This window comes from Thiocystis minor, from assembly GCF_016653465.1.
In the GTDB taxonomy this organism is placed as follows: Bacteria; Pseudomonadota; Gammaproteobacteria; order Chromatiales; family Chromatiaceae; genus Chromatium; species Chromatium minus.
This window is the reverse complement of the sequence record NZ_NHSQ01000081.1, coordinates 29451-45032: the sequence shown is the minus strand read 5'-3', so window position 1 is coordinate 45032 and position 15582 is coordinate 29451. Positions and strand designations below refer to the sequence as shown.

Below are 15582 nucleotides of genomic sequence, written 5' to 3'. Positions count from 1 at the left end.
GACATCGGATGACCCAGGACACCCTGACCGAATGTCTCGAATGCGGTCTGCTGCAGCGCAATCCGGCCTTGCCGCCCGGCGGCGTCTCGGAGTGCGCCCGCTGCGGCTGCGTCCTGCATCGTGACCGACCGGATAGCCTGAACCGCACCCTGGCGCTGACGATCGCCGGGTTCGTGCTGTTCATCGTCGCCAATGCGTTCCCGTTCCTGTCTTTCGAGATGCAGGGACAGTCGACCAATACGACCCTCTTGACCGGCGTGATGGATCTCTACCAGGGCGGTAACTGGTTCATTGCCGCCGTGGTGCTCTTTACCAGCGCCCTGGCGCCAGGGTTGCAGTTGGTGCTGCTGCTGGCGGTGCTGATTCCGCTTGCGCTGGGACACATGCCGCCCTGGCTGCCGCGTCTCTATCGCTGGGTACGAACCCTGGCGCCCTGGGGCATGATGGATGTCTTCATGCTCGGGATTCTGGTCTCGGTGGTGAAGCTGTCGGAGATGGCGACCATCGTTCCGGGCGCCTCGCTCTTTGCCTTCGGGGCGCTGATTCTGGTTCTGGCGGCGGCTCAGGCGGCCCTGGATCCGGATCTGGTGTGGTCGCGGGTGCCGCTGGACCGCGACCCTTCGCGACCGGTGCGACCTGGCGACGATCATCTCGCCTGCGATGTCTGCGAACTGGTGATGCACCGTTCGGATGCCGTTCGGGATCATCGCGCCTTTGGTCTCGCGCTGAATCGCTCCCTGCGGTGTCCGCGCTGCGCGGACGTGCTGCACCGGCGCAAGCCGCACAGTCTTCAGCGTACCTGGGCGCTGGTGGCGGCGGCGATCGCGTTCTATCTCCCGGCGAATCTGCTGCCGATCATGACGATGACCTCGCTCGGTTACGTTCAATCGGATACCATTTTCAGCGGTGTGCTCTTTCTGCTGGACTATGGCCTGTGGCTACTGGCGCTCGTCGTCTTTATCGCCAGCGTGGTCGTGCCGCTCCTGAAGCTGTTGATCCTGGTCTTTCTGCTGCTGTCGGTGCACTGGCGCTCGCGCTGGCGTCCGCGCGAGCGAACCCGGCTTTATCGTGTCCTGGAGTTGATTGGGCGCTGGTCCATGGTGGATATCTTCGTGGTCACCATCCTGGTGGCGCTGGTGCGGCTGGGACATCTGGCGAGCGTTCAGGCGGAGGCGGGCGCCATCTTCTTTTGCGCGGTCGTGGTCGTGACCATGCTCGCGTCCATGTCATTCGATCCCAGACTGATCTGGGATGTCCTGGAGCCGGAACCGCATGTCAGAAACCCCGAGCGATCGCACCGCCTCGCCACCGGTGTCCCCTGACGCGCCGTCCGAGCCGCTCCCCGAGGCGACGGTCCGGCGCGGCGGCGTTTCGTTGGTCTGGCTGATTCCGCTGCTGGCGGTGGCGATCGGCGTCTGGCTGGCTGTCAAGACCATCGCGGAACAGGGGCCGACCATCCAGATCGAATTCAAGACCGCCTCGGGGCTCGCCGCGGGCCAGACCAAGGTCAAATTCAAGGACGTCGACGTGGGGCAGGTCACCGCCGTCGATGTCAGCGCGGACCTCAAGACCGTGATCGTCACCGCCGAACTCAAGCATGTCTTCGCGGATTTTCTGACCGAGAACACCCGTTTCTGGGTCGAGCGTCCGCGCGTCTCGGCAAGCGGGATTTCGGGGCTGGAGACCTTGTTGTCCGGCGCCTTTATTGCCCTGGATCCGGTCACCGAAGGACGGCCGAGACGGGATTTTAAAGGACTCGAAGAACCGCCGCTGTTCACGACTTCGGAACCGGGCCGGCGTTTCGTTCTGCGCGCGCCGACCCTGGGATCGCTCAACATCGGCTCGCCGGTCTATTACCGTCAGATCCAGGTGGGGCAGGTGGCCGGCTATGCGCTTGACCCGGATGGCCAGGCGGTTAGCATCGAAGTGTTCGTCTCCTCGCCGCACGATGCGCTGGTGTCCCAGCAGACTCGGTTCTGGAATGCGAGCGGGATCGATTTCTCGCTGAGTTCCGCCGGGGTCAAGGTCGATACGCTCTCGCTCCTGTCGGTGCTGATTGGCGGGGTCTCCTTCGATACCCCCGAAACCATCGCCGCGACTCCGCTCGGCTCAGGCGATCCGGCTCAGGCACCAGGCGAAGAGGCGTGGCATTTCCCGCTGTATTCGAGTCGCGCGGACGCCTACGCCAAGACCTATGCGCGCAAGGAGCGGTATCTGCTCTTTTTCGATGGCTCGGTGCGCGGGCTCGCCATCGGCGCGCCGGTGCTGCTGAAGGGCATCGATCTGGGTAGGGTGCTGGATGTCCAGCTTCAGTTCAGCGTCGAGGATGCGCAATTCCGTCTTCCGGTGCTGATCGAGATCGAACCCGACCGCATCGCGATCCTGGGCGATTCCGGCAAACTGGAGGGGCAGCGGATGGTGGAGCGGTTGGTCGAGACCGGGTTGCGGGGGCAGCTCAAATCCAGCAGCCTGCTGACCGGAGATCTCTATGTCGATCTCGATGTCTATCCCGAGGTCAAGCCCGCGCTGGTCGCGCGCCATGGCGACTATGAGGTCATCCCGACGCTCCCAGCACAGTTGGAGGCGCTGACGACCCAGATCACCAACATTCTGGACAAACTCGAACGCCTCCCGTTCGACCAGATCGGCGAGGATCTGAGTCAGACGGCGGCGGGCGCCAATGCCCTGCTCAACTCGCCGCAACTCAAGCGGACGCTCGTCGAGCTGGAAGGCGCGCTGGCCGGCGCGCGCGCGACCGCCGAGCAACTCAACGACCGGATCGCGCCGGAACTGGCTCTGACGCTCCAGCAGACCGCGGCCACGCTCAAGGCGACGAGCGCGACGATGTCGGAGAATTCGGCACTCTCGATCGAAATGCGGCGCATGTTTCAGGAGGTCTCCACGGCGGCGCGCTCGGTTCGGCTGATGGCCGATTATCTTGAACGTCATCCCGAGGCGCTGCTCAAGGGGAAGGGCCGATGAGTCCGAGGTTGCCGTGGCGAACCCTGGTCGTTCTGGCGGTGCTGAATCTCGGCGGGTGCGCGACTACGCCGCCGTCCAGTTTCTATCTCCTGTCCGCCTTGTCGGCCACGGACGGACCGCCGATCCGCGCGGACAGCGAACTGGCGATCGGATTGGGTCCGGTGTCCTTTCCGGTCTTTCTGGATCGGCCGCAGATCGTGACCCAGACGGCTGGAAATCGTCTCGCGGTCGACGAGTTCCATCGTTGGGGCGGGACGCTGCAGGATGATTTCATGCGGGTCTGGAGCGAAAACCTGGCACGGTTGCTCGGTACCAGTCGCATTCTGATCTTGCCGAGCGAGGTGCGCTATCCGCTCGATGTCAGGATTGCCGCCGAGGTTCTGGCCTTCCAGGGGACCGTCGACGCTGGGGCTTTGCTCAAGGTGCGCTGGGTCGTCCTCGACCCCAATCTCGATCAGGTGCTGGCCGTGCGCGAGAGCCGCTACCAGCGTCCGTTGGCCGCGCCGGGTGACGAAAACGCATTGATTGGCGCCCTGAGCGCGACGCTGGCCGATTTCAGCCAGGAGGTGGCGACGCTGGTGCAGACACTGCCCAAGAGTGCGCCAGAGTCGGACCAAGCGCAATAAGTCGACTGGAATCGGCGAGCCTTCGATGGGTTGATTCGGGGGGGGCGGCACGGCGACTCATGGACGTGATCGACGGTGGTTATGGAGTGGCCAGGATCACGGTCGACCTCGGTTTCGTCTGCTGCATTCTGGTGCGCGATGAACCAGCCTGGTGCTTGAAATGCCCTTGTCACGCGGATTCCGCGCACGTTTCCAGCGTCCCTGTTCCAGCACTGCCCATTTCCATTGACCGAACCGACGGTTTCGTATTTGGCCTGATCCCTGCTTAAAGCTCTCGTTCAAAATCCTAATACGAGATGACAGATGGAATCATTGCAGGCAGGTACCGACGTTCTCTTTATTTTGAGCGGGGCCGTGATGGTGTTGGCCATGCACGCGGGGTTTGCGTTCCTGGAGCTTGGCACGGTCCGAGCCAAGAATCAGGTGAACGCCCTGTCGAAAATCATGAGCGACTTTGCGATCTCCACCATCGCCTATTTCTTCATCGGCTACAGTTTGGCCTATGGGGTCGACTTCTTCACCGGCGCCGAGGCGTTACAGGAAAAGAATGGCTACGCACTTGTCAAGTTCTTTTTCCTGCTCACGTTCGCCGCGGCGATCCCGGCCATCGTCTCGGGCGGCATCGCCGAGCGCGCGCGCTTTTATCCGCAGTTATTCGCCTCCTTCCTGATCGTCGGGCTGCTCTATCCCTTGTTCGAGGGCATGATCTGGAATGGCAACCTGGGAGTGCAAGCCTTCATTGAGACTACCTTTGGCGCGCCCTTTCATGACTTCGCCGGTTCCGTGGTGGTGCATGCGGTTGGCGGCTGGATCGCGCTCGCGGCGGTCTTGCTGCTCGGTCCGCGCACGGGGCGTTATCGTCACGATGGCGGCATGACCGCCCATCCGCCCTCGTCGATTCCCTTCCTGTCGCTGGGTGCCTGGACCCTGACGGTCGGCTGGTTCGGTTTCAATGTCATGTCGGCGCAGACGGTGGAGGCGGTGAGCGGTCTGGTCGCGGTCAACTCATTGATGGCGATGGTCGGCGGTATCCTGGCGGCCCTGGTCGTGGGCAGGAACGACCCTGGATTTCTGCATAACGGACCGCTGGCCGGACTGGTCGCGGTGTGCGCCGGCTCCGATCTTATGCACCCATTAGGGGCGTTGGTGACGGGCGGGGTCGCTGGCGCGCTCTTTGTCTATGCCTTTACCCTGACCCAGAACAAATGGAAGATCGACGACGTGCTCGGGGTCTGGCCGCTGCACGGACTTTGTGGGCTTTGGGGTGGGATTGCCGCCGGGATCTTCGGTCTTCAGGCGCTGGGCGGGGTGGGTGGCGTCACCCTGACCGCGCAGTTGGCGGGCACATCGATCGGCGTGCTGGTGGCCTTTGCCGGCGGTTTCGCGATTTATGGTCTGATCAAGCTGGCGGTCGGAGTGCGTCTGACCGAGGAGCAGGAATATCTCGGCGCGGATCTCAGCATCCACAAAATCACCGCGCAACCCGACTACAATCGCGGCGAGGTTTGAGTGTAATTTTGCCCTTTGGATGGCTGGATTCTCTCAAATAGTCGAACCTTCAGACGAGTGGATCCGATTGCCGCGGATGATTTCTCGGTAAGCATGGGCGCTCGCCTTGAGGGTTCGCGTCTGGTTTAGGGGATCGATTTGAATCAGGCCGAAGCGCTGGGAGTAGCCGTGTGCCCATTCAAAGTTATCGAGAAGTGACCAGACGAAATAGCCTCTAAGATCCACGCCTTGTTTGAGAGCCTCGTGGGCGGCGTGCAGATGCGAGCGCAGATAGTTCACCCGATCCGGGTCTGGAACCATGCCGTCCATCGCTGGCGGGTCATTGAATGCGGCTCCGTTCTCCGTGATGTAGAGCGGTGGATTGCTGTAGCGATCGCGGAGCCACAGCAGGATTTCGGTGAGTCCTCGCGGATAGACCTCCCACCCCATGGTGGTACAGAGGGCATCCGCTGGACTGACCCTCTCCGCTCCGAGCGGCACGCTGTTGGGATTTGCCCGAACCAATCCTCGCGAATAGTAGTTGACGCCGATGAAGTCCGAGCGAGCGCCAGTTCCGTGCGCCATCGCGGCGCGGATCCGTGCAAGATCGGAGTCGGCGAAGTCGGGCCAGGCGAGTCCGAACAGGGAGGCAAGTTCAGTCGGGTAGGTGCCCAGGAAGAGCGGGTCGAGGAACCAGCGGTTGATAAAGGCGTCGCGTCGCTGGGCGGCGGCCTGATCCTCCGGGCTTGGCGAGGCGGAGTGCTGAGGCTCCAGATTCACCGCCAGACCGATCTGGTGGCGCCCCATGGATCGATAGACCCCGACCGCTTCGGCATGCGCCAGCAACAGATGATGGGCGACCCGCGGTGCCTCGAACAGATCCCGATGTCCTGGCGCCAGCGCGCCTTCGAGATAGCCTGGCACGGTCACGACCCAGGGTTCGTTGAGCGTCACCCAGCGCGACACCCGATCGTCCAGGGCGCGGAACAGCACTTGGGCGTAGTCCGCGAACCAGGCGGGGCTGTCGGGATTGAGCCAGCCGCCGCGATCGTGCAGGGCGGCCGGCAGATCCCAGTGATAGAGCGTGACCATGGGCTGGATACCGCGCTCCAGCAGGGCATCTACCAGACGCCGGTAGAAATCGAGCCCCTTGGCATTGACGCGCCCACGACCTTCCGGCAGCACACGGCCCCAGGCGATGCTGAAGCGATAGGCACCCAGGCCCAGGTCCGCCATGAGCGCAATGTCTTCCTCGCTGCGCCGATAATGATCGCAGGCCAGGTCGCCGGTCTCGCCATTGGCAACCTGTCCAGGATTGTGGGTAAAACGGTGCCAGATACTGGGGCCGGCGCCATCCGCGAGCGGTTGGCCTTCGATTTGATAGGCGGAGGTGGCCGCACCCCACAGAAAGCCGTTCGGGAAGCTGACTTCAGACGTCATGGCGGGCCTCCATCGGGTTTTGGCGAGGCCTTTGGAATCGTGACGTTCGCCGCCGCGCCGGAGTTATTCCCGATCGTCTTCGATCCGCCGGGCGGACTCAGCCGCCAGGAGCCGTCCTCCGCGATCTCCAGCAATCGGTCATAGAAACGTGGGTCATCCGCCGCGTCGCCCAGGGTCAGATAGGTGATGTCCTGATAGCGCAAAAGATTCAGCAGTTCGCCGACCGCGCATTCGCTGAGTGAACGACTGGGGTGGTCCAGGAAGACGAAGCGCGGCGCGGCGAGCAGCACGCGCGCGAAGGCTAGTCGCTGCTGCTCGCTGAGCGACAGAAGATCCGACCAGTTCTGCTCCGTGTCGAGCCCGCCAGCTTTTAACAGAGCGTGCTCAAGAGTCAGGCTTTTCAGGCTGGCGCGGATCTTCCAGTCCGGGATGCCATTTTCCTGTCCGGTGCGCAACAGCACCTCCCGCAGAGTGCCCGGCGGTAGATAGGGGCGTTCCGGCAAGAAGAAAATCGCGTCATGGCCAGGGTGCAGGATACGTCCCTCGCCCTGGTGCCAGAGATCGGCGGTCGCCCGGAAGAGTGCCTTCTCCGCGGATTCGCTCGTCGAGCGGACTAGAAGACAGATCCCCGCGGGGATGGACAGACTCAGATCCTTGACCAGGATCCGCCCGTCACGAGGCTCGTAAAGGGTCAGTTGCTCGAAGGCCACGCTACCGCAGTCCTCGCTGAATTCAACGGTTGGCGAGCGAGCAGGGCGCTCCTGGATCATGGCATCGCGCAGTGCATTGAGCCTTGCCACCACCGCCGTATAGGCTGAAATGGACTGAAACTGGGTGATGATCAGCGAAAAGGCACCGAGCAGATGCGTAAATGCCACCGCGGATTGGGTGATCACGCCAAAGTCCGCATGGCCCTTGATGAAAAGTGGGGCCACGATCAGTGCAGGGATGATCTGAATCAAATAATTATAGCTGGTGGTAAAAAAGCCCAGATTGCGATTGATCAGGATGATGCGCTGGAAATTCGCGGTCAGGTCATCCAGGCGATCGCGCAGACGGGCCTTGAGCCGTCCCTCACGGCGCAACAGGGCGATGGACTCCGCATTCTCCCGCACATGGACCAGGCGCGAGCGAAAATTGGCCTCCCGGTCGAGCTGATTGTAATTGAGCTTGACCAGGGGTTTGCCCAGATAGATGGCGAGCAGTGAACCCAGGATGGAGTAGGCGACGGCCACCACGAACAGGAGTGGGCTGATGCTCCACAGCACCCCGGAGAAGGCCACGACCGTAAAGGTGGCGTTCAGGAACATCAGGGTGAAGGAGAGCGTGGTGGCGGTGAGCGCCCGGATGTCCTCGGAGATCCGCTGATCCGGATTCGTCAACTCGCCAGTGGTGTGCAGCCGAAAGTAGATCCGGTCATCCAGATATCGGTCAATGGCATGGCGCGTCAGCCATTTTCGCCACAGAAGGCCCAGACTCTCTTCCGCGTAGCGATAGAGTACGGCAACGACCGTGGCGATTCCGATGACGAGAAGATACATCACGGCGTAAAAGACGAACCCGTCCATGTTCTGGTTTTCGATCGAGGTCATGAAGTCTCGATTGACGTAACTATTCAGAACGTTCAATCCATTGATCGCAAAGAGAAAAATGATCAGAAGCGCGAACAGAAGGCGGGCCTTTCCGCCAACTTCGGAGCGACCGAGATCCAGCATCATCTGGAAGAAGCGTTGCCAGATGACGGGGGTGATGGGTACCCCGAGTTTATTCAAAGTGGACCAGACGGTACGCATTGCGGGAGTCTAGAAAGTGTTAGGAGAGAGGGCCGCCTCGGGTTAGGGTGCCGGGCTGGTTGAGTGCGAGTGGCTATGCTGCCGGCGCAGTATAGCGTAGACACACGACTTGCCGTGCGGCAACTTCCAGACTCTTGATTCCGCAAACCATTCGGACCTGAACATGAGATTGATGCAGAACAGAACGACCACTCAAGCGACGCGCTGGGTCTCTCCCGCGGCCCTGATGCTTCTCAGTCTGGCGACCATCGCCAGTGCAGGAGACATCCAACCCCTGAAGACCGCGGTCATTAAAGCGACCACGGGTCTGTGCCACCGCGGCGAAACCTGTCACGTTGACCGCGCGGGCGTCTGGACCCCCAGCACCGCGGTCGCCATCCTGGGCGTGTCGGTCGCCGAGCAGGCGGACATCGCCCTTTACACGGATCTGGAAGTCAGCACCCGTCCCGAAATGTACCAATGCAACGGCGGCGAAGCTCAAGGCTGCATCTTTCGGATGAAATACGCCGGACCTGGGTTGCTCGACTATGGCGCGACCTCCGGAAGCACCTATCTGGGCTCCAATATCACCAACACCAGCATCACCTTTCCGACCGGTTATGGAATCGTCATCCCGGCCGGTACACCCATCTATGTCCACCTCGATGTCCGCAACACCAGCCTCATCGACCTCAAGGTCGATCAGGATGCCTGGCTCTACTATGTGCCTTACGTGCCAGTCAGCCAATGACGTCTTCAACTCTGGCGCGGTCAGGCTGATGGCAGCCTCGATACCTACATCCAGCGCCAAGAGGCCGAGGATCAGCGATTAGAACAGTTGAATCTGTGGCGCTGATCTGCCGCCTTTAGGCGGCCCAAGAACCGTGGGGCCGCGTTAGCGACCCCTTGCCGCTGCGAGCGGCTCACGAATTCAAAGCCCCCGCTCTGACGGGGGATGGTTACTTCCCCCCGTTGGAGTCCCCGTTTGATTTTCTCGTCTCCACGATCCGCTTGTCCCCGCAAGGGACGTAACCAACGGTGGGAACAGGTTCCCGCTGGAGCGCATCTCTCAGATTGTCGCAGATGGTGCGCATCACCTTGACGCGCGCATAGGGTTTGTCATTGCCCTCGACCAGGGTCCAGGTCGCGTGCTTGGTGCTGGTACGGACCACCATCTCGTTGACGGCTTCTTTGTAATACGGCCACTTTTCGCGGTTGCGCCAGTCGTCCTCGGTGATCTTGTAGCGTTTATAGGGGACATTTTCCCGGTCCTTGAAACGCTTGAGTTGTTCCTCCTGGCTGATGTGCAGCCAGAATTTGAGCAGGATCACACCACTGTCGACCAGTTGCTCCTCGAATCGATTGATCTCCGAGTACGCGCGCCGCCATTCGGCATCGCCGGCAAAGCCCTCGACCCGCTCGACCAGTACCCGGCCATACCAGGAACGATCATAGAGCGTGATATAGCCGGCGCGCGGGATGTGCCGCCAGAAACGCCACAGATAATGATGGGCCTTTTCCTCGTCGGTGGGCGCCGCGACCGGGATCGCTCGGTAGAGACGGGCATCAATGGCGTTGGTGATCCGCCGGATCGCGCCGCCCTTACCACCTGCGTCCACCCCTTCGAACATGAGGACCGTCGAACGCTTTTTGTTGTAGGCGGTCCAGGCGAGTTCGTTGATCTCGGTCTGCAGACGTTTCAGCTCGGTCTTATAATCGTCGCGAGAGATGGCCAGCGACAGATCCAGTTGGTCGAGCAGGGTGATCTGGGCACTCGCGCTGCTTGGCAGATCCGGCCCCGTCAGCGTGTTGTTTTGATCCTCGGCGGTGGGTTCGCCAAGCCGCGAGCGGATGGCGTGCAACAGTGTTTTGCCCACGGTGAGATCACGATAGCGCCGGTCGCCGGCCTCGATCAGGTACCAGGGCGAGACGCCCCGGTCAGTGTGCAGGATGACTCGCTCGGCGACTTGCTCGAAGGCGGCGTAATGCTCGGAGAATTTGCTCTTGTCCGGCACCATCTTCCAGCGGCTCTTGTCATCGCGGGAGAGTTCCTTCAGGCGGGCCTTCTGATCCGGCTCGGACATATGGAACCAGAACTTGACGATCAAGGCGCCGTCCTGGATCAGCATGCGCTCAAAGTCCACGATGCGATTCAGTTCGCCGTCCAGTTCCGCATCGGTGCAGTGGCCTTTGAAACGATGTTCGATGGGGGTCTGATACCAGCCGCCGAACAGGATCGAAATTTCGCCGCGCGGCGGCATCGAACGCCAGAAACGCCAGTAGCGAGGACGCTCGCGTTCTTCGTCGGACTCGTCCCAGAAGGCGAAGGTCTGCACGCCGCGCGCATCGAGCCACTCGTTGAGGCGGTTGACCACCTCGCCCTTGCCTGCCGCCTCGACACCGGAGACCAGCACGATCACCGGGATGTTGGATGCTTTCAGATCCCTCTGCACGCCTAGCAGTTGGGTGCGCAGTTCTTCCTGCTGCTCCTTGTAATCTTCCTTGCTGACCGAGCGGCCGACCTTGGTTGCCTCGAACATGGATCAATACCTCGCAATCGGGACTCGGGATGCAGTTTAAGTGAATTGACGCGGTTTATATCCAGGGTCGGAAAATATTTGTGTGGTGAGTCTTTCGGGCAATTTATCTCTCTGGAGATCCGTTGCCATCCGTGGGAAAACCACCAGATGCCTGGCCTCCAGCCGGATGCCGATTTCATCGCCGATGGCATGTTGATGATGACTCGGAACCAGGCACGGAACCTGGGTGCCGCTCGCGAGCCGCAAGGTGTAGAGATATTCGGCGCCGCGGAAGGCGCGCTCGGTCACGGTGGCGCGGCGTGGACTGGATTCGTCATACAGCAGATCGTCCGGGCGGATCAGCACCTCGGCGTCCGTGCCGGTGGTCAGACCATGCCCATGCTCCCCGGCCACCCGTCCCAGCTCGGTCTTGACCCGCGTCCCGTCCACCACCGTGGCGGGCAGGATGACCCCCTGTCCGATGAAATCGGCGACGAAGCGGTCGGCCGGTTCGTGATACAGCTCGAACCCGTGTCCCATTGATGGATCTCGCCCTGCCCCAGCACGCCGATCTGGTCGGCCATGGCGAAGGCTTCCAGTTGATCGTGCGTGACCAGGATGGCGGTCACCCCCTCGCGTTGCAGAACCTCGCGCACCTCGCGCGCCAGTTGCTCGCGCAGCTCCGCGTCCATGCTGGAGAACGGCTCATCCAGAAGCAGGATCGCCGGACGCGGCGCCATGGCCCGCGCCAGCGCCACCCGTTGCTGCATGCCGCCCGAGAGTTGATGCGGATACTGGCGGGCGGCCGGTTGCAGACCAACCAGTTCCAGCAGTTCGCCGACGCGGGCGGCGCGTTGGCGGCGCGGGAGGTGCCGCAGCCCGAAGCCGATGTTGCGTTCCACCGACAGATGCGGAAAGAGCGCGAAATCCTGGAGCACCATGCCGACGCGCTGCGCCTCCGGCGCAGCGGTCCGTCCCGGGCTTGCTTGATCGGCAGGAATCGCAGATCGTGATCGATTCCTTGCAAATCAACCTGTAACGGATTTGTGTGTGATCCGCGCGGTGCGGAAGGTTTACGATATCGCGCCACCTCGTCAGAGGCGAGCGGCCCGACCGCTTTCGTCCTGACGGCAATGCAGGGCGCGTCACGCGCGGTTTCGGCCGTTGCGAAATGTTTTTTAGGTGAACTACCCATGAAGTTGATCGATCACGCAAAAATTAGCACGAAACTCGCGATGCTGGCACTGGTTCCCAGTGTTGTCATGCTCCTGATCGGGGTATTGGCAGCGGATCTTTTACGACAGGTCAATGAAGGGGTCGACCGTATCTATCTGGATCGGGTGGTGCCGTTGCAGGATCTGAAGACCATCGCCGACGATTATGCGGTCTTCGTCATCGATGCGGTCAACAAGGCCAACGCCGGCCGCTTTACCGCCGAGCAGGCGCTGCACAGCATTGATCAGGCGCAAGGGCGGATTCGCGAGCGGTGGAATGCCTATCTCCAGACGCAACTCACGGCGGAAGAACAGCGTCTGGTCGACGAAGCGCGGCAGCGTTTTGTCCAGGCCGATGCCGTGATCGACAGGTTGGTGAAGCGACTGCGAGGGATGCGGGGCGGGGTCGCCAACCGTTTGGCGGATTTCGACGGTCCTTTATACGATCAAATCGACCCCATCAGTCAAACGATCGCCGCGCTGGTGGACTTGCAGTTGGATGTCGCCCGCCAGGAGCGGGAAGACGCCCATGGCCTCTATACAGCCTCCCGGCGTGCCTTTGCCGGTCTGTCTCTCACCGCCGTGCTATTCGTGGGCATCCTGGGATGGCTTTACTACCGCTCGATCACACGGCAGCTCAGCAGTCTCCGACGCGCCATGACCCATATTCTCGAACAATCGGATCTCTCCACCGGCGCGATTCTGGATACGCCCAATGAGATCGGCGACATCGCGCGCGAGTTCGACCGAATGGTTGAGCGGCTGCGGGAAGTGGTCGAACGCCTCGGCGGGTCGGCCATCACGCTCTCCGTGGCGACCGGGCAGATGTCGGAGAATCTGGTGGCGGCCCGCGACGTGGCTCAACGGCAATCCATGGAAACCGAGCAGGTCGCCACGGCCATGCAGGAAATGACCGCATCGGCCGAGGAGGTAGCCCGCAACACCGCGTCCGCGGCCGACTCCGCGCGGCAGGCCAAGACGCTGGCCGCTCAAGGTCGGGGAGCGGTTCTCGAGACGAGCGGCGCCATGTCCGCGTTGGCCGGGGAAATCGCCGCCGCAGCGGAGACGATTCACTCGCTGGAACAGGACGCGCTCGGCATTGGCCAGGTTCTGGAGGTGATCCAGGGCGTGGCCCGGCAGACGAACCTGTTGGCGCTCAATGCGGCCATCGAGGCCGCGCGGGCGGGCGAACAGGGACGCGGCTTCGCGGTCGTCGCCGATGAAGTGCGCGCACTCGCGCAGCGCACCCAGGATTTGGCCCGCGAGATCGAGGCGATGGTGGCGCGCTTGCAGCAGCGTTCGCGACAGGCGGGCGGGGAGATGGGCAGCAGTCGCCAGAGCGCCCAAGCGTCCATGGAAACGGCCGGTCAGGCCGGTCGGGCGCTTGAGGCGATCACGACGGCCGTCGACGGGATTTCCGCGACTATGATCCAACTTGCGAGCGCCGCCGAGGAACAGACGGCGGTGGCCAATGAAATCAACCAGGGGATCGTCGCGATTAGCGATGCAACCCATGAAGGCAGCGCAGGGATGACTCAACTGGAGGCGGCCGGTCGGCAACTGACCCGGCTTGCCGGCGAGTTGCGGGATCAGGCCGGGAGATTCCGGACCTGAACCGCGCCTTGCAGCCCAACTCCTTGCCGCCCAGCGCCGGCGGGTTGCAACCGCTCGGACACGATTTGAGTCAGTGCAGCCGCTGCCTCGTACTCCAGCGATCGAAGTAGCGCTGCATGACCTCGCGCACCTGTGCCGGGTAGTTCAGCGCTTCCATCTGTCCGATACCTTCCCGGAAAAAATCCGGAGCGTCTTCCGGTAGATGCTCGACGATGGCATCGAAGGCGTTCTCCATCAGGGATGGCTGATGGCTGCGGGTGGCAACGATGCCGCGGTTCAGGAGTAAGACGCGCCAGGGCCGCGCGGGATTTGTCGTCTCCGACTCCATCGCGCGTTCGAGGCCAATGCCGTCGATGATCTCGTTCATGAGTCCGAAGAGTTCCACTAACTGATCGGGTTCGCGCAGGCTGTTGGCCAACTGAGCGGCAGCGTTGATCACGGGTTCCGGATGCGGCAACTCGCCGCCCCGGCGGAGTATCCAACAGCAGAGCGGGAGTGTGAGTTGCTCAAGCGTGCGCGCCTGAAGCGGTAGATCGAGCCGCTTGCCAAGCTCCGCGAGTTGGAGGAGCAGATCGATCCCGTGATCGAGGAGAGCCGAGGGTTCCGATCCGGTTGCAGAGCGGAGCGCTTCGGCGGAGTCCGCCAGGCTCTCCTTTTCGGCAGCGCGGAGGATGTCTAATAAACGTTCGAGTCCAATCAAAAGCACCCGGGGGTTTGGCTCGATGGGCGTCTTCGACTCATCGAAGGCACGTTGAATCTCGTCGCCCGGTTCGACGAGCTGATCCGCGATGTAGGACATATCGATAGGTGGCAGCATGATGGTCGAGCATCTCTTAACAAAAAGACGGCACAATTGCGCCTGAGCTTATGCCGGATCCAGAGTGAATTGCAGGGTTGTGAGTGGCCGCAACCTTGCGTTAATCACGACGTTTGGTTGGGACTTGGTGCAAAAGCATAGCAACTCGATGTGTCTCCGTCTGGGTTCCGCGCTCACGCGGTCTCCCGCCTTCGGGTACACTAGACCGATGAACCCAATCTATGATTTACATACGCACTCGACGGCATCCGACGGTACTCTGACACCTGGCCTGTTGGTGCGGCGAGCCGCGGCGGCTGGCGTAACCGTTTTGGCGCTCACCGATCACGACACGACCGAGGGGCTGGCGGAAGCCGGCGCGGTGGCGCGCGAACTGGGTATCGCGCTGGTTCCAGGCGTCGAGATTTCGGTCACCTGGGGTGCGCGCACCGTGCATATCGTGGGTTTGAATCTGGATATCGGCAATCCGGTGCTTCGGACCGGTCTCGCGGGTTTGATGAACTTTCGTGCCTGGCGGGCCGAGGAAATCGGGCGCCGACTTGCAAAGCATGGGATTGCGCAAGCCTACGAAGGGGCGAAGGCGCTTTCCAACGGCATCCTGATTGGGCGTACCCACTTTGCCCGTTTTCTGGTCCATCGGCGGCTGGCCGCCGACACTGGCGATGTCTTCAAGCGTTTTCTCACCAATGGTAAACCGGGCTATGTCGCTGGCCAATGGGCAACCCTGGATGCGGCGGTCGGTTGGATCCGCGCGGCTGGCGGTCAGGCGGTGGTTGCCCATCCGGCCCGCTACGGGCTGACCCGCACGCGGGTGCAGGCGCTGCTGGGCGAATTTCGCGAGCACGGCGGGGTGGCGCTCGAGGTGGTGACGGGAAGTCACAGTCGCGATGATGCCTTTACCTTCGCGCGCCATGCCCGTGAGCAACGTCTGCTCGCCTCGGCGGGATCGGATTTTCACGGGCCGGAGAATCCCTGGCTCGAACTCGGGCGTCTTCCCACGCTGCCGGAGGGTTGTACGCCAATCTGGCATGATTGGCGCCATCTGGCGAGCGACTCCGACCCGGCACTGGCCAACCCCGGCGCGTCCCGAACAGCGCTGGGAGGATAAAT

General features: G+C 62.1%; 12 protein-coding genes and 1 pseudogene. 7 read left to right on the top strand and 6 right to left on the bottom strand.

Annotated features, from left to right (window positions below; genetic code table 11):
* Window positions 1-8: 8 nt before the first annotated feature.
* From CCR95_RS11370 to CCR95_RS11355, 4 genes are all read left to right on the top strand, one after another.
* Entirely contained in the window at window positions 9-1322 is a 1314-nt protein-coding gene (locus CCR95_RS11370; RefSeq protein ID WP_201094392.1) for a paraquat-inducible protein A, read from the top strand.
* Window positions 1273-2982 carry a PqiB family protein gene (locus CCR95_RS11365; protein ID WP_201094390.1) on the top strand — a complete coding sequence of 570 codons (1710 nt, stop codon included), beginning with the start codon at window positions 1273-1275 and terminating at the stop codon, window positions 2980-2982. Before CCR95_RS11370 ends, CCR95_RS11365 begins: the two co-directional genes overlap by 50 nt.
* Window positions 2979-3608 (top strand): PqiC family protein, encoded by a 630-nt coding sequence (locus CCR95_RS11360; protein ID WP_201094388.1) that lies wholly within the window; start codon window positions 2979-2981, stop codon window positions 3606-3608. Before CCR95_RS11365 ends, CCR95_RS11360 begins: the two co-directional genes overlap by 4 nt.
* Window positions 3609-3911: 303 nt before the next feature.
* Entirely contained in the window at window positions 3912-5117 is a 1206-nt protein-coding gene (locus tag CCR95_RS11355; RefSeq protein WP_201094386.1) for an ammonium transporter, read from the top strand.
* Window positions 5118-5150: 33 nt separating this feature from the next.
* Here CCR95_RS11355 and CCR95_RS11350 read toward each other — a convergent pair whose 3' ends face one another.
* Together CCR95_RS11350 and CCR95_RS11345 are read right to left on the bottom strand one after the other, a co-directional pair.
* Entirely contained in the window at window positions 5151-6536 is a 1386-nt protein-coding gene (locus CCR95_RS11350) for a GH1 family beta-glucosidase (RefSeq protein ID WP_201094384.1), read from the bottom strand.
* A complete protein-coding gene (locus CCR95_RS11345) occupies window positions 6533-8329 on the bottom strand; it encodes an ABC transporter ATP-binding protein/permease (protein ID WP_201094382.1) in 1797 nt (598 codons plus the stop codon). The genes CCR95_RS11350 and CCR95_RS11345 overlap by 4 nt, the downstream gene beginning before the upstream one ends.
* A gap of 172 nt (window positions 8330-8501) precedes the next feature.
* On the opposite strand from CCR95_RS11345, the gene CCR95_RS11340 reads away from it, so the two are divergent.
* A complete protein-coding gene (locus CCR95_RS11340) occupies window positions 8502-9059 on the top strand; it encodes a hypothetical protein (RefSeq protein ID WP_201094381.1) in 558 nt (185 codons plus the stop codon).
* Between the two features lie 208 nt (window positions 9060-9267).
* Here the strand turns inward: CCR95_RS11340 and pap are convergent, their stop codons facing one another.
* The 3 genes and pseudogenes from pap to CCR95_RS26100 all read right to left on the bottom strand — a co-directional run.
* Entirely contained in the window at window positions 9268-10848 is a 1581-nt protein-coding gene (gene pap / locus CCR95_RS11335; protein ID WP_201094379.1) for a polyphosphate:AMP phosphotransferase, read from the bottom strand.
* Between the two features lie 36 nt (window positions 10849-10884).
* On the bottom strand, window positions 10885-11367 hold the full coding sequence (locus tag CCR95_RS26105; protein ID WP_338115385.1) for a TOBE domain-containing protein: 483 nt from the start codon (window positions 11365-11367) through the stop codon (window positions 10885-10887).
* A gap of 116 nt (window positions 11368-11483) precedes the next feature.
* Window positions 11484-11768 (bottom strand): annotated as a pseudogene (locus CCR95_RS26100) (ATP-binding cassette domain-containing protein); the annotation flags it as partial.
* 252 nt (window positions 11769-12020) lie between these two features.
* Here CCR95_RS26100 and CCR95_RS11325 point away from each other — a divergent pair.
* On the top strand, window positions 12021-13655 hold the full coding sequence (locus tag CCR95_RS11325) for a methyl-accepting chemotaxis protein (protein ID WP_201094377.1): 1635 nt from the start codon (window positions 12021-12023) through the stop codon (window positions 13653-13655).
* A 70-nt stretch (window positions 13656-13725) separates the two neighbouring features.
* Here the strand turns inward: CCR95_RS11325 and CCR95_RS11320 are convergent, their stop codons facing one another.
* A complete protein-coding gene (locus CCR95_RS11320) occupies window positions 13726-14472 on the bottom strand; it encodes a hypothetical protein (protein WP_201094376.1) in 747 nt (248 codons plus the stop codon).
* 208 nt (window positions 14473-14680) lie between these two features.
* Between CCR95_RS11320 and CCR95_RS11315 the strand changes: the two genes are divergently transcribed.
* Window positions 14681-15580: a PHP domain-containing protein gene (locus tag CCR95_RS11315; RefSeq protein ID WP_201094374.1), complete on the top strand. Its 900-nt coding sequence runs from the start codon at window positions 14681-14683 to the stop codon at window positions 15578-15580.
* Window positions 15581-15582: the final 2 nt, after the last annotated feature.

Excerpts from the sequence above, each read along its gene's own strand:
- CCR95_RS11370 (WP_201094392.1), top strand. The coding sequence starts at position 9 with ATGACCCAGGACACCCTGACCGAATGTCTCGAATGCGGTCTGCTGCAG.
- CCR95_RS11365 (WP_201094390.1), top strand. The coding sequence starts at position 1,273 with ATGTCAGAAACCCCGAGCGATCGCACCGCCTCGCCACCGGTGTCCCCT.
- CCR95_RS11360 (WP_201094388.1), top strand. The coding sequence starts at position 2,979 with ATGAGTCCGAGGTTGCCGTGGCGAACCCTGGTCGTTCTGGCGGTGCTG.
- CCR95_RS11355 (WP_201094386.1), top strand. The coding sequence starts at position 3,912 with ATGGAATCATTGCAGGCAGGTACCGACGTTCTCTTTATTTTGAGCGGG.
- CCR95_RS11350 (WP_201094384.1), bottom strand. The coding sequence starts at position 6,536 with ATGACGTCTGAAGTCAGCTTCCCGAACGGCTTTCTGTGGGGTGCGGCC.
- CCR95_RS11345 (WP_201094382.1), bottom strand. The coding sequence starts at position 8,329 with ATGCGTACCGTCTGGTCCACTTTGAATAAACTCGGGGTACCCATCACC.
- CCR95_RS11340 (WP_201094381.1), top strand. The coding sequence starts at position 8,502 with ATGCAGAACAGAACGACCACTCAAGCGACGCGCTGGGTCTCTCCCGCG.
- pap (WP_201094379.1), bottom strand. The coding sequence starts at position 10,848 with ATGTTCGAGGCAACCAAGGTCGGCCGCTCGGTCAGCAAGGAAGATTAC.
- CCR95_RS26105 (WP_338115385.1), bottom strand. The coding sequence starts at position 11,367 with ATGGGACACGGGTTCGAGCTGTATCACGAACCGGCCGACCGCTTCGTC.
- CCR95_RS11325 (WP_201094377.1), top strand. The coding sequence starts at position 12,021 with ATGAAGTTGATCGATCACGCAAAAATTAGCACGAAACTCGCGATGCTG.
- CCR95_RS11320 (WP_201094376.1), bottom strand. The coding sequence starts at position 14,472 with ATGCTGCCACCTATCGATATGTCCTACATCGCGGATCAGCTCGTCGAA.
- CCR95_RS11315 (WP_201094374.1), top strand. The coding sequence starts at position 14,681 with ATGAACCCAATCTATGATTTACATACGCACTCGACGGCATCCGACGGT.